This is a genomic window from Streptomyces sp. NPDC000878, from assembly GCF_053599695.1.
In genome coordinates this window covers 26926-40943 of record NZ_JBSFMT010000045.1, presented here as the reverse complement: position 1 = coordinate 40943, position 14018 = coordinate 26926, and the positions used below count along the sequence as shown (strand labels likewise).

Annotated in this window: 11 protein-coding genes; 4 read left to right on the top strand and 7 right to left on the bottom strand. The window is 68.4% G+C overall.

Annotated features, from left to right (window positions below; translation table 11 throughout):
• Window positions 1-47 precede the first annotated feature (47 nt).
• Entirely contained in the window at window positions 48-1202 is a 1155-nt protein-coding gene (locus ACWDR4_RS31790; RefSeq protein ID WP_450413565.1) for a right-handed parallel beta-helix repeat-containing protein, read from the bottom strand.
• Between the two features lie 245 nt (window positions 1203-1447).
• On the opposite strand from ACWDR4_RS31790, the gene ACWDR4_RS31785 reads away from it, so the two are divergent.
• The gene (locus ACWDR4_RS31785) at window positions 1448-3706 is read left to right on the top strand and encodes a family 43 glycosylhydrolase (RefSeq protein ID WP_450413564.1); all 2259 of its coding nucleotides are present in this window, start codon (window positions 1448-1450) and stop codon (window positions 3704-3706) included.
• 34 nt (window positions 3707-3740) lie between these two features.
• Here the strand turns inward: ACWDR4_RS31785 and ACWDR4_RS31780 are convergent, their stop codons facing one another.
• Window positions 3741-4538, bottom strand: coding sequence for an HAD family acid phosphatase (locus tag ACWDR4_RS31780; protein ID WP_450413563.1), 798 nt, complete (start codon window positions 4536-4538; stop codon window positions 3741-3743).
• A 288-nt stretch (window positions 4539-4826) separates the two neighbouring features.
• Between ACWDR4_RS31780 and ACWDR4_RS31775 the strand changes: the two genes are divergently transcribed.
• From ACWDR4_RS31775 to ACWDR4_RS31765, 3 genes are all read left to right on the top strand, one after another.
• Window positions 4827-5222 (top strand): hypothetical protein, encoded by a 396-nt coding sequence (locus ACWDR4_RS31775; protein WP_450413562.1) that lies wholly within the window; start codon window positions 4827-4829, stop codon window positions 5220-5222.
• A gap of 186 nt (window positions 5223-5408) precedes the next feature.
• Window positions 5409-6029 (top strand): ABC transporter ATP-binding protein, encoded by a 621-nt coding sequence (locus tag ACWDR4_RS31770; RefSeq protein WP_450413561.1) that lies wholly within the window; start codon window positions 5409-5411, stop codon window positions 6027-6029.
• Entirely contained in the window at window positions 6026-8296 is a 2271-nt protein-coding gene (locus tag ACWDR4_RS31765) for an ABC transporter permease (protein ID WP_450413560.1), read from the top strand. Before ACWDR4_RS31770 ends, ACWDR4_RS31765 begins: the two co-directional genes overlap by 4 nt.
• Before the next feature lie 83 nt (window positions 8297-8379).
• Here ACWDR4_RS31765 and ACWDR4_RS31760 read toward each other — a convergent pair whose 3' ends face one another.
• The 5 genes from ACWDR4_RS31760 to ACWDR4_RS31740 form a co-directional block, all read right to left on the bottom strand.
• Window positions 8380-9513 carry a right-handed parallel beta-helix repeat-containing protein gene (locus ACWDR4_RS31760; RefSeq protein WP_450413559.1) on the bottom strand — a complete coding sequence of 378 codons (1134 nt, stop codon included), beginning with the start codon at window positions 9511-9513 and terminating at the stop codon, window positions 8380-8382.
• Between the two features lie 94 nt (window positions 9514-9607).
• The gene (locus ACWDR4_RS31755; protein ID WP_450413558.1) at window positions 9608-10639 is read right to left on the bottom strand and encodes a pectinesterase family protein; all 1032 of its coding nucleotides are present in this window, start codon (window positions 10637-10639) and stop codon (window positions 9608-9610) included.
• A gap of 1 nt (window position 10640) precedes the next feature.
• Window positions 10641-11762: a pectinesterase family protein gene (locus tag ACWDR4_RS31750; protein WP_450413557.1), complete on the bottom strand. Its 1122-nt coding sequence runs from the start codon at window positions 11760-11762 to the stop codon at window positions 10641-10643.
• A 2-nt stretch (window positions 11763-11764) separates the two neighbouring features.
• Window positions 11765-13087: a pectate lyase family protein gene (locus ACWDR4_RS31745; protein ID WP_450413556.1), complete on the bottom strand. Its 1323-nt coding sequence runs from the start codon at window positions 13085-13087 to the stop codon at window positions 11765-11767.
• 80 nt (window positions 13088-13167) lie between these two features.
• Window positions 13168-13953, bottom strand: a complete 786-nt coding sequence (locus tag ACWDR4_RS31740) for a rhamnogalacturonan acetylesterase (protein WP_450413605.1) — start codon at window positions 13951-13953, stop codon at window positions 13168-13170.
• Window positions 13954-14018: the final 65 nt, after the last annotated feature.

Genomic DNA, 14018 nt, shown 5'->3' with positions numbered 1-14018 from the left:
CCAGCCACAGCCGGGCCCACAGCGACCCAACTACCCCTCCTTCACGCTCAGTTCATCGTCGAACCGATCGCCGTAGAGTCCAACGTCAGGAACGTGGTCGCCGGCAGCGACCCGCTCGACTGACGAGCACCGTACGCCGCAGTCGCGTCCGTCGACTTCAGCGCCGGAGTCGAGACGCCACTGTCCCAGTTGTTGGCCGCCGACACAGCGGACGAACCCAGCTTGGACAACCCCGCCTTGTTGCTCACCGCCAGGTTCCGCGCCAACCGCGCCTTGCCCGTGGCGAAGTAGAACCCCGCCTGCGCATTGGCGTACGCCGTGTTCCGGTTCAGCACAATCGCGCCCGTGTTGGAGTTCTCCGTGAACCCGTGCAGGTTGTTGTCCCAGGCCGCGTTGTTGTTGACGACGTGGGCGACCGAGGCGCCTCCCCCGCCCAGCTTGAACCCGTTGCCGTTGCCCTCGAACGCGGAGTCGTTCCAGCGGTTCTTGCCGTTGCCGAAGGCCCAGCTGTGCTCGATGGTGACGGGCGTGGAGAACTGCCAGAGGTCCATCCCGTCATCCGCGTTGTTGTAGAGACGCGCCCCGGTGATCCTGTTCCCCGTCCCGGAGCCGAACTTGACGGCGAGGCCGTCGGCGTTCTGGCCGTGGCCTGCGGGGTCGTAGTTGAGGTAACTGTCCAGGTTCTGCACGAGGTTGTCCGTGGTGCCGTCGCCGCGCAGGGTGAAGCCGGAGTCGCCGTTGCTCGCGGTGACCAGGTTCTTGAAGATCCCGCCGACCGATGAAGTGACCACGAAGCCCTGGGCCGGGGAGTTCTGGAAGGTGAGGTTCTGGACGGTCCAGTAGTCGCCGTAGATCCCGGCCAGCCAGGAACCGGCGGGCAGCTTGGAACCGTCGATCTTCACCTTCTCGCCGCCGTACGCCTGGAGCGTGATCCGGGCCGAACTCGTGCCGTTCGCCGTCGACTTGAGGGTGGCCGTCGGGTAGTACGTGCCGGCGCGCACCTGGATGACCGTACCGGCCGCCGCGTTCTTCACCGCGGACTCCAGCTGGGCGGTGCTGGAGACGGTGACCGTGGTGGTGGCAGCGTTGGCCCCGTCGGGCGAGAGGCCCAGGTAGACGCCGCCCGCACCGGAGGCGAGGGCCACCGCGGCGGCGATGGAGAGGGTGCGGGTTCTGCGGTGACGACCGGTGCCGATGCGCACGGAACGTTCCTTTCCTCAGGACTGGGGACGGAGCCGGGCTGCGGCCTCGATGAGGTGGGGCCGCAACCCGGCTCTGCTGTCCTGTTGCCGCCCGGCTGAAAAGGGTTGCCGTGGTCCGTACGAAAGCGATCGAAACTTTCGGTACCACCGGCCTCGTACGCACCGATTGACGCGCCGCTCCCCTGCTGGTGAGACTCCGAGGACCATCACCCAACAGAAACCATCAGACTCCCACAGGATGTGTCATGCGCCCCCACCTCGCCCGCACCTTCCTGCACCCCCTCATCCCCTTGGCAGCCCTTCTTCTCGCCCTGCTCGCCGCCCCACCCAGCCCCGCCGCCTCAGGAGCACCACCCATGACGCAGCAGAAGCAACAAGACGCGCAGCAGCCCGAGCCCAAGTCGGCGCCGAAGTACGCCGGTTATCTCTTCGCCTACTTCACCGGTGAGGGCACGGCCGACGGCGAGCAGATCCGGTACGCCCTCAGCCGTGGCAACGACCCGCTGCACTGGCGGGAGTTGAACGCGGGCAAGCCGGTCCTCACCTCCACCACCGGTGAGAAGGGGCTGCGCGATCCGTTCGTGATCCGCTCCCCCGAGGGCGACAAGTTCTACATGATCGCGACCGACCTGCGCATGTACCAGAACAGCAGCGGCAGTTGGGACTACGTCCAGCGCCACGGCAGCAAGTCCGTCATGGTGTGGGAGTCCACCGACCTGGTCCACTGGACCGACCAGCGCCTGGTGAAGGTCTCCCCCGACTCGGCCGGCAACACCTGGGCGCCCGAGGCCTATTACGACGAGCAGCTCGGCTCGTACGTCGTCTTCTGGGCGTCGAAGCTGTACGCCGACGACGACCCGGACCACACCGGCTCGACGTACAACAAGATGATGTACGCGACGACGAAGGACTTCCGCACCTTCAGCGAGCCGAAGGTCTGGGACGATCCCGGCTACTCGGTGATCGACTCGACTGTCGTGGAGCACAAGGGGACTTACTACCGCTACACGAAGGACGAGCGGGACCCCACCTCCTCCAGCCCCTGCTCGAAGTTCATCACCGCGGAGAAGTCGACCTCGCTCACCGACACCTCGTACGACTTCGTCGCCGACTGCGTCGGGAGCGGGTCGATCGACCGGGGTGAGGGGCCGACGGTCTTCAAGTCCAACACCGAGGACAAGTGGTACCTGTTCATCGACGAGTACGGCGGTCGCGGGTACGTCCCCTTCGAGACCACCGACCTCGACTCGGGCCGGTGGACGATGTCCGCCAACTACCAGCTCCCCGCCAGCCCCCGGCACGGCACGGTGATGCCGGTGACGCAGGCGGAGTACGACCGGCTGCTGGCCGCCTACCCGGAGACCCCGACGTCCGTCGTGGACGCGACGGCCGGTGGACAGAAGGGGTACGCCGTCGTCACGGAGGCCGCCGCCAAGGTCGTGCTGCCGATGCGGCCGGACACCGAACTGGCCCGACTGGCACCGAAGTTGTGGGTCGGCGAGGGCGCGAAGGTGAGCCCGACGTCCGGTACGCGGCGTGACTTCCGCAAGCCGCAGAAGTACACGGTGACGGCGGCGGACGGGACCAGTCGCACCTGGACTGTGGAAGCCGTACCCACCCGCAGCCCGGTCCTGCCGGGGCTGTACGCCGACCCCGACGTCCAGTACCTGGACGGCCGTTACTGGATCTACCCGACCACCGACGGCTTCCAGGGCTGGAGCGGCACGCAGTTCAAGGCGTTCTCGTCGAAGGACCTGGTCCACTGGACCGACCACGGTGTGATCCTCGACCTGGGTCCCGACGTCTCCTGGGCGGACAAGAACGCCTGGGCGCCGGCGATCGCCGAGAGGAACGGCAAGTACTACTTCTACTTCTGCGCCGAGCAGGCGATCGGGGTCGCGGTGGCCGACTCCCCGGCGGGCCCGTTCAAGGACGCGCTCGGCAAACCTCTGGTGGCGAAAGGGCAGTTGAGCGGCCAGATGATCGACCCGGCCGTGTTCACGGACGACGACGGTCAGGCGTATCTCTACTGGGGCAACGGGCACGGATACGTCGTGCCGCTCAACGACGACATGGTGTCGTTCGACGCGGCGAAGGTGCGGGACATCACCCCGGACAACTTCCGTGAGGGGTCCTTCGTGGTGAAGCGGCAGGGGACGTACTACTTCATGTGGTCCGAGGACGACACCCGCAGCGAGGACTACCACGTCGCCTACGCGACCGGACCGTCCCCGCTCGGCCCGTGGACCAAGCGGGGGACGATCCTGTCCAAGCGCCCCGAGTACGGCATCAGGGCCACCGGCCACCACTCGGTGGTGAACGTGCCCGGCACCGACGACTGGTACATGGTGTACCACCGGTTCGCCCTCAACGGCCCCGGAAAGGCGGGCGGTGACGGCATGCACCGGGAGACCACCATCGACCGTATGCGGTTCGCGGCCGACGGGACGATCCTGCCGGTCGTACCGACCCTGGAGTCGATCAGGCCCGTACGAAACCGGTGACGGCTCAGCTCGACCCGGTACAGCCCGACTCGGCTCAGCTCACGAAGTACGTCGGGTTCGGGAGCTTGTACGTCTTGTCGGCGTAGCCGCCGTCGAGGTCCGAGTACTGGTCGCCGAAGTTGGCGATGATCTCGTACCCGAGGTCCTTCTCGATGTGCCTGCGGGTGCCGGACTTGTACTGCACGGTCGTGCAGGTCCAGGCGGTGACCGTGGCACAACTGCTCAGGTAGGCGGGCGGGTTGGCCGCGTCCTTGAGGAACATGTGGTCGGCGTCGAGGTTGATGTCGGCGCCGACCTTCTTCAGGTTGGCGACGGCCGCCGTGCGCTGCGACTCCTTCAGACCGGAGTTGTAGAACACCTCGACGCCCTTGGCCTTGGCGTAGGCGACCAGGGCGGGTGTGCCGAAGACGGCCGGGCGGTCGGCCTTGGCCACGTACTCGGCCCAAGTGGTCGAGTTGTAGGTGTAGTTGGTCTTCTTCTCGTAGTCGAGGGAGAGCAGCAGCGTGTCGTCGATGTCGAAGACGACCGCGGGCTTCTCCCCCTTGTGCAGCGCCTTGCGCGCCGCCTTGTCGATGTCCTTCTTGGCCGCGGACTCGATACGCGCCAGGTCCTTGGCGTACGGGCTGGTGGCGGAGGCCTGGTAGACACCGGCGCTGTCGGGCGTGGTGCCGTAGTAGGTGTCGATCTCCTGGACCAGCAGCCCGATGTTGTGGGGCTCGTGGGTGGAGTTGGCCGTGGACTGGCCGGCGGTGGCCGCGCCGGTGCCGTACAGCGCGGCGCCCGCGACGGTACAGACAACGGCGAGCGCCGCGAAGCGGAATGGCTTATGCATGACAGGTTTCTACGCGCGTCACCCCCATGAGCGCAAGACCGGTTCCATCCTTTGCGTGGATCATTCGTGAACGGTTTGCGTAGCGAGTGCGAACTGGTGCACACGGTCAAGGGAGGCTTGAAGCACCCTTGATCAAATCTTCAACTCCGTTGCCGAAAAGCTGTGTTAGTGTCCAAATCCCCGATGATCAAGCTTGTGACATCGGGACAACGGGGTACAACGGGAGGAAAACAAGTGAATCGAAAGCTGGCTGTCAGTGCGCTCGCGACCGGGCTCTTTCTGACAGGAATGGGGACAGCGTTCGCGTCCGCAAGTCAGGAAACGGGAACTGTCCAGGCGGCTGCCGCCTGGAAGACGATCCCCACCCTGAAGAGCGGCGGGGTCAAGTTCTACGACGGCAAGTACAAGTTCGAGCCGTCGAGCACGAACAAGGGGGCCTTCCACTGGAAGGGCAAGCTCCAGGACGCCTCGAAGACTGACGGCAACAACGTCTACATGCAGGTGCGGGTCGAGGGATACGGCTGGAGCCGGTTCAACGGCAAGCAGAAGAAGACCGTGGCACTGGACAAGCTGAGCTACGACGGCGCCGCCCTGCACACGGACGACGCCTGGATACGAGCCTGCCGCGACCGCGGTTCGCTGCACCCGGACAACTGCTCGGTGACCAAGCACTACAAGCGCTGATGCCAGACCAGCAGCACAAGTAGTACGAGCAGTACACCTTGGGCCCCGGTCTCACCGCCGGGGCCCTCCGGCTCCCCGGGGGACACCATCAGCACCGCCACCACACCCGACCCGACCGGCGTCTCGGACCACACGCCCGTCCTGTCCGCGACCGGCGTCGACCTCTCCTACGGCAACACGCCCGCCGTGCGCGACGCCCATCTCGCGCTCGCCAGGGGCGAGGTCGCCGCGATCACCGGAGCCAGCGGTTCCGGCAAGTCGTCGCTGCTCTACTGCCTCGCCGGGGTGCTGCCACCGGCCAGGGGGCGCATCCGGTTCGAGGGGCGAGCCTTCGCCGACCTCGACGACGAGGAGATCAGCGCCCTGCGCCGGGAACGCTTCGGATTCGTCTTCCAGTACGGCGAGTTGCTGCCCGAGCTGACCGTCGAGGAGAACACTGCCCTGCCGCTGCGCCTCGCGGGCGTACGCAAGCGTCCCGCGCTGAAGGCCGCCGCCGAGGTCCTCGACCGGCTGGGCATCGCCGACCTGCGCGAACGACGGCCCTCCCAGGTGTCCGGCGGCCAGAGTCAGCGCGTCGCCGTCGCCCGTGCCCTCGTGCACAGGCCCGCCGTGGTCTTCGCGGACGAGCCGACGGGCGCCCTCGACAGCGCCAACGCCAGTGCCGTGCTCAAGGAGTTCCTGGACCTGGCCCGCTCGCAGGGCACCGCCGTCCTGCTGGTCACGCACGATCCGGCGGTGGCCGCCCGCGCCGACAGCCGCTACACGATGGCCGACGGAGTCCTCACCCCCACGGGAGCGGCGGGATGAGGGAGTTCCTGCTCGGTCTGCGACTGCTGTTCGGGTCCGGGCGCGGCACCCGCGTACGGTTCCTGCTGATGACTCTGGGCGGCTCCCTCGGCGTCTGCGCGCTCGCCCTCGTGCTCACGATCCCGGCGATCCTCGCCGCCTACGACGGCCGGGCCGCCGCCCGCGAACCCCAGGTCTACCCGGGGGGCACCAAAATCAGTGGGCACGCCCTGGTCCTCCAGCGCTCGGACCCGCACGGCTCCAAGCCGTTCGGCCGTGTCTTCCTCGCCCCGGGCACCGAGGACACCCCGGCCCCGCCACCCGGCCTGAGCCGGCTGCCCTCCCCCGGCGAGGTGTACGTCTCCCCCGCGCTGCACGACCAGTTGCGCCGAGAACCGGGGCTGAAGGGCCTGCTCCCCGGCACGGAGAAGGGCGTCATCGGCGCGGCCGGACTGACCGACCCGAACGAGCTGTACGCCTACATCGGTACGGCCCGCGACACGATCGGCGCCGACGCGCGGGCCTTGCGGAGCTTCGGCTCCGCCTATCCGCCCACGACGGCTGTCGACTCCTCCACCCTCGACATCATCCGCTTCACCCTGGCCTGCCTGGTCCTGCTGCCGCTCGGCGTCTTCCTCTCCGTGTGCGCCAAGCTCTCCGCCGCCAGCCGCAACCGCCGGCTCGCCGCCCTGCGCCTGCTCGGATTGAGCGCGAAGGGCACCCAGCGGGTCAACGCGGCTGAGACCGTCGTGGCGGCGCTGCTCGGCGCGGTGCTCGGGCTGGGCGAGTTCTGGCTGCTCAACCAGGTCATGGCCCGCACGGGTCTGCCGGGGCTCCAGTGGTATCCGGGTGACGGCGCCCTGTCCGCGTCCACCGTCGCCGTCTGTCTGCTGGGCTGTCCGGCGCTGGCCTGGTTCGTCGGCCGGGCGAGCGCCCGCGCGGCGGCGACCAACCCGCTCAGCACCCGCCGTACGGCAGCGCCCCGGTCCCCCCGTGTCTGGGGCGCCCTGCTCCTGGTCACCGGCCTGGGCGTGGTCGCCGGCTACTGCGCCACCGGCCTCACCGCACACCCCGCCCAGAGCGACGGCGTCAACGCCCTCCTCGTCCCGGCCGGGGTGCTGCTGACCGGCCTCGGCCTGGTCCTGACGCTGCCGCTCCTCTCGTACGCCCTCGCCAGGCGGCTCGCCCGCTCGGACAACCTCACCCTCAATCTGGCCATGCGGCGCAACGAGGTCGAGCCGGGCAGTGCGATGCGGGTGGTCACCGGCCTTGTCCTGCTGGTGTTCTGCGCCTCGCTCGCCCAGGGCGTCCTGGTCGAGCTGGACCAGGTCTCGCGCAGTGACTCGCCGACGCAGGAGTACGGCCTGTCGCTGTCCGCGCTGAGCACGGACCAGCAGCGGCGGCTGCGCGAGATCCCGGGCGTGGACACCGACGTACTCGTCATGAACCATGTCGACGACCTCCAGAGCGACACGGACGACGACCAGGCCAATGCGCTGGTCGCGACCTGTGCCCAACTCGCGGCGCTGGTACGGCGGGTGGAGGGCTGTGTGGACGGCGAGGTGCTGGCGATGTCCGACCCGAACGCCCCGGTCACGCCCTTCACCGCGTCGACGTACACGCTGGAGAAGGACGGCAGGCGCACGTCGTTCAAGGTCGCCGTGCCGAAGGCCCAACTCCTGTACACCGGGCAGGAGGTGACGAACGTCGGCGACGCGTCGCTGATCGTCCCGCCCGGCAGGCTCCCCGCCGGGGCGGTACCCGCGTCCGCCACACTGGTGCTGGCCTCCAGCTCGGCCCCGTCGGTCGTACGTTCCGTGCTGGACCGGATCGGGGCCATCGCACCGACCGCCGACGTCGACCCGACCGGCGTCAACGTCGAGGCGCTGCAGCAGATCACGGTGGTCGAGACGCTGCTCGCGCTGGGCATGGTGATGGGGCTGGTCATCGGGGTGGCCGCGTTCCTCGTCTCGGTCACCGACCGGGCCGTCGAACGCCGCCCGCAGGTCACGGCCCTCGCACTGATCGGCGCCCGGGCACGCACCCTGCGGACCGTCCAGTGTCTCCAGGTCGTGCTGCCCCTCGCGGTCGGCCTGCTGCTCGCCCTGGTCGCGGGCAAGTTGGCCGAGTCCGCGTATCTGGTGACCGGCGGCGGCCAGATCTTCTGGGACGGCGCGGGCGTACCGCTGCTGCTCGCGGCCACGCTGGGCGTGCTGGCGGTGGCGATCGCGGGAACGCTTCCGCTGGTGGGTCGGCGGATCGATCCGGAACTGATCCGCCGGGACTGAGACGAACGACAGCCCGCAGGGGTACGGACGTGAGGGGTGCGGCTCGCTGTGAGCCGCACCCCTCAACTCATGTCACCGGGCGGTCAGTTCATCGTCGCCCCGATCGTGGAGCTGCCCGTCGTGAGGAACGTCGTCGCGGGCAACGTGCCGTCCGTCGCACGGGAGTTGTACGTGGTCGACGCGTTCGTGGACACGAAGGACGGGGTCGATATCCCCGAGTCCCAGTTGTTGCCGGCCGAGACGACCGACGAGCCCTTGCTCACCGAGCCCGAAGTGTTGCTGACGGCGAGGTTCTTGCCGAGCCTGGCCGCGCCGGTGGCGAAGTAGTAGCCCCACTTGGCGTTGGCGTAGGCGGTGGTGCGGTTGATGACGATGGCGCCGGTGTTGCTGTTCTCAGTGAAGCCGTTGCCCGCGTTGTCCCAGGCGGCCGAGTTGTTGATGACGTGCGCGACCACCTCACCGTCCCCGCCCAGCTTGTAGCCGTTGCCGTCGCCCGCGAACGCCGAGTCGGACCAGCGGTTCCTGCCGTTGCCCATCGCCCAGGTGTGCTCGACGGTGACGGGCGACGAGAAGGACCAGAAGTCCAGCCCGTCGTCCGAGTTGTTGTAGAGGCGGGCTCCGGTGATGAGGTTGCCGGTGCCGGAGCCGTACTTCACGGCGATGCCGTCGGCGTTCTCACCGTGGTTGGCGGGGTCGTAGTGGCCGTACGAGTCGATGTTCCTGACCGTGTTGTTGGTGGTGCTGTCGCCGGTGAGGGTGAAGCCGGAGTCGCCGCCGTTGATGGTCTTGATGTTGCTCCAGACCGTCGACGCGCAGGACTGGCAGACGACCGCGCTGTCCGGGGAGTTCTGGAAGGTGATGTTGGAGACGGTCCAGTAGTCGGCGGTCAGCTTGAAGATCCAGTCGCCGTCGGGCAGGTTCGACCCGTCGATCTTGACGGTCTCCGAGCCGTACGGCTGGAGGTAGATCCGGCTGGCGGAGGTGCCGTTGGCCGTCGACTGGAGGGTGGCCGTCGGGTAGTACGTCCCGGCGCGCACCTGGATGACGGTCCCGGCGGTCGCACCGGAGATGGCACTGCTCAGCTCGGCGGAAGTGTCGACGACCACGGTCGCGGCCTGGGCGGGGGTGGGGAGCACCGCGAGACCGACACCGGCGGTAGCGACGGCGAGAGCGGTGAGCGAGCTTTTGACGCCGGTGGAACGAGTGATACGACGCATGACGTGCGGGTCCTTTCGTCGTAACGGGAGGGGAGTTGGGGACAGCTGACGGCGTCCGGCCATGTGAGGACGTCGTCCTGTGCAGGTGGGGTGGCTAGGGGCACCAGTCCCCGAGATACGTCCGCCGCGTATGTTCGTCTGCCTCGGCGGCGGACAGTTGCGGCCGGTTCTCGGGCACCGAAATCACCGCGCCCGGACCGGAGTTGCCGTACTCGTGAAAGCGCATGGTCTGCCAGGGGTAGGCGTCCCGCATGTTGATGTACGGGGTCACCGCGTCGATGCCCGGACCGAGCCAGGTGTCCCGAACGACCAGCGAGGGCCAGGCGGTTGTCTCGTACGACGGCACCCAGGGCCGGGCGATCTTGTACGCGCCGTCCTCCGCGCCCGAGGTCACCAGGCCGCGCAGGGCCAGGAAGCCGTACGGGTTGGCGCGGGCCGTGGCGGGGGCGAAGACCATGCCCTCGGGCTTGAAGGCGACGTCCCGGTCGAGGGTGTGGAAGTGGCAGTGCTCGAAGACGGCCCGCGCCCGTCCGAAGACGAAGTCGACGTCGCCCTCGATGTAGCAGTCGCGGTAGTAGTGCCGGTCGAAGGCGGTCAGTGCCGTCGTGTCCGCGAACAGGGTGTCCTGGTGGGCGAGGAGCCGGACGCGCGTGAACTGCGTTCGGTCGCCCGTGACATAGGCCGCGACGGCCTGCGTTCCGGTGATCTCGGGGTGGTCGGCGCGCAGCCAGTCGTTGGCGAGGGTCAGGTCGCGTACGGTCAGGCCGGGCGCCGCCGAGGTGAAGGTGGCGGAGCCGGCGGTGCCGTAGGTGCCCGAACCGTCGGGTTTCTGGGTGCCGTTGGCGTTGTCGTACACGATGACGGTGTCGCGCGGGTCGGGGGTGACGCCGCGCACGGTCAACTCGGCTGCCTGGGCGGGGATGTTGACGACTTCGCGGTAGGTCCCCGGGTGGACGACGACCGTCCAGCCGGTTCCGCCCCTCGCCACCACCGTGTCCACCGCCGCCTGGACCGACCCGCCGGGGCGGACGTGCAGGACACGGCGGGCGGCGGACGCGAACGCGGGTGCCGTACCACTGGCGATCAGTCCTCCGGCGAATCCGGTGAGCAGAGCACGTCGGCGCATCTCAGCACCACCGCCCCTGCCACGGCGTCCAGTCGCCCAGGTAGGCCTCGCGGGTCGCCGACTGGGCTTCGGCAGGGGTGAGTTGGGGCCGGTTCTCCGGTACCGAGATCACCGCGCCCGGACCGGTGTTCCGGTACTCGGCGAAGCGCTGGGCCTGCCACGGGTAGGTGTCCGACATGTTGGTGTAGGGCGCGACCGCGTCGATGCCGGGGCCGAGGTGGGTGTTCCGGACGGTGAGCATCGGACGGGCGGTGGTGTCGGAGCTGGGGACCCAGGGGCGGGCCAACTTGTAGTAGGCGTCCGGGGATTCGCTCGTCACACGGCTGTCGGTGACCAGGTAGCCGCGGGGGTTGGTGCCGACGGTGGAGGGTGCGAGGACGAAGCCGTAGGGGGCGCCGGTGAGGTCGGTGCGGTTCAGGGTGCGGAAGTGGCAGTGCTCGTACACGGCGGTGGCCCGGCCGAAGACGAAGTCGACGTCTCCTTCGGCGTAGCAGTGCGCGAAGTACTGGCGGGCGTACGCGTCACGGTTCATCGAGTCGGCGTACAGGGTGTCCTGGTGGCCGAGGAACCGGCAGTGGTGGAACGCCGAACGGTCGCCCTGCACCTTGATGGCGACGGCCTGGGTCCCGGTGAATCCCGGATGGTCGGCGCGCAGCCAGTCGTTGGCGAAGGTGATCCAGCGGGCCGTGAAACCGTCGGCCTGGACGAGGGTGGTGGCGGACCCGGTGGTGCCGTACGTACCGCCGCCGGGCTTCGGCGTCCCGGCCGCGTTGTCGTAGACGATGACGACATCGCGCGGGTTCTCGGAGGCGCCGATCCAGGTCAGTTCCGTACGGGTGACGTCGACGGCGACGGTCTCGCGGTAGACGCCGGGCGCGACGACCAGCGTGAATCCGGTGCCGCTCACGGCCGTAACGGCGGCCTGGACGGTGGTGAAGTCGCCGGTGCCTGCCGCGTCGACGTACAGGGTCTGCGCGGTGAGGCGGCGGGACGGGGAGCCGTAGCGGCCGAAGCGGGTGCGGCCGGCCGCGCGGGCGGGGGTCGCGAGGACCGAGGCCAGTGCGACCCCAGTGCTCGCGACGACGAACGAGCGTCTGCTGAGCGGCAGTTGAGGGCCGGCCATGGTCAGCAGTCCTTGCCCGCGCCCGCACCCCGGCTGACGACGTACGGCACGGTTCGCGGTGAGTCGACCTTCGTGCGGAGGGTGGGCGTCCAGCCCGCGCCCGACTGGAGGGTCTCGGCGGGGATCTCGGCGTTGTGGACGGCGATCAGGTCGGTCTGCATGCCGTTGACGTAGTTGTTCTCGGCGGTGAGCGGGGACTCGTTCCACTTCTTCAGCACCTTGCCGACCTTGGCGCCGGCCGGCAGCGAGATCGCGTTGTCGCTGGCGTACAGCTGGGACGAGATGCCGACGCCGAAGAGGTAGTAGTCGGACGCCTGTTCCTCGGCCACCACGTAGTGGTTGTTGTAGACGTCGACCTGCCCGAACCGCACGCGCGGGGAGCGCTGGAGGATCCCGTCGAACTCGTTGTGGTGCATGGTGACCTTGAGCTTGCCCGCGTCGGTGGTCGCGGTGCTGTCGCTGTTCCCGATCAGCATGTTCTTGTCGTGGTCCTTGAACGAATTCCAGGACACGGTCACGTAGTTGGCGCCGCGCACGATGTCGGTGAGCCCGTCGTGCTGCTGGAAGACCTTGCCGAAGTAGCTCGGCCGCTCGCTGTCGGGGTAGCGGCCGTCGCTGAGGGTGTTGTGGTCGATCCAGACGTGGTCGGTGCCGTAGACGACCACGGCGTCGTACTCGGAGTTCCAGTTGCCGGTGTTGTTGTCGTCCGTCGGGTCCCACTTCGGGAAGCAGTCGAGCGGGGCCTCGATGGTGAGGTTGCGCAGGATGACGTTCGAGACGGCTTTGATCTGGAGGCTGCCGCCGAGGATGCCGGAGTTCCTGCCGACGCCGACGATGGTGGTGTTGCTCGGGATGTTGGCCTTGATCTCGGAGTCCTGCTTGGCGGCGGACGCGACCCGCGCGTCCTCCTGCGGCCCGCTGGCGACCTCGTCGTTGCCCCAGACGGCCGGGTCGTAGTCCTTCAGGTACTGCTGGAGGTCGTACCCGCCGGTGACGAAGGCCTCGCAGCCCTCGGACACGGCGTCGATCATGCCCTTCACCTTGATGATCTTGGGTGCGCTGCCGCCGTCCTTCAGCGCGGCCTTGAACTCCGCCCAGGTGGTGACGGTGTAGACGTGCTCGGCGTCGGCGGCCGAACCGCCGGTCGTACCGCCGGCGTCGGAGCCCCAGCCGTCACCGGCGGCGAGGGTCTGCCGGCCGAGGTCACGGGCGGGGGCGGCGGCCTGGGCGGCGACGGGTCCGGTGACGGTCAGGACGAGGGCGGTGCAGCCGAGCAGGACAGCAACCCTCTTGCTGGCATGATCATGACACCCACGAACGTTCATGATGCGGCTCTCCTTCAGGAGGAAGTGATGAGGAAGTGATGGGGGGAGGTCCGGGAAGCGGATTGAGCGGATTGAGCGGGTCAAGCAGCGGCGGGGGGCCAGGTGATCCAGGACTCCGGGATCACGTCGTCGAGGCGGCGCACGTCCCGGTGCGCCAGCACCCGACGCCGTACCAGCCCGGCGGCGACGAGCCGGGCCACGGCGATGGCACCCGGCGGATTGAAGTGCGTGTTGTCCTGCTCAATCTCGGTCCAGTTGAAGTACTTCTTCGTCTCCTCGACCCCCAACTCCTGCCAGAGCGCGATCGACAGCGCCTGGATGTCGAGCAGCGCCACGTGCTCCTCCTCGGCGAGCGCCCGCATCGCCGCCGGGTAGTCGCCGTGGGTCGGCAGCGCGTTGCCGCCCGCGTCGAACTTTCTCCGCTCGACGGAGGTGGCGAGCACCGGCCGCGCCCCACGGGCCCGCGCCCCGTCGACGTACAGCCGCAGATAGTCCTGGTACGTCGTCCAGGGCTCGGTGTACCGCACGGGATCGGCGATCTTCTCGTCGTTGTGCCCGAACTGAATGAGCAGGAAGTCACCGGGTGCGATGACATCGAGAATGGCGTCAAGCCGCCCTTCATCGAAGAAACTCTTCGAACTACGCCCGTTCACCGCATGATTGGCAACACCGATCCCCTTCCCAAGAAAGAAGGGCAGCGCCATTCCCCACCCGGTCTCGGGCGCGGCATCAGCATATTTCTGGGCGGCGGTGGAATCCCCGGCGATGTAGAGGGTGCGTACACGTGGAGAACTCCTCAAGGAAGGAGCAGCCACAGGCACGGCGGCAAGAGCGGCGGAGGTGACTTGTCGACGGCTAAGAGACACGACCATGTGCCTTTCAAGGAGGGGATGGAACCCCCGCGCCCCGTCTTTTGCTTTCAGGGGCGCGG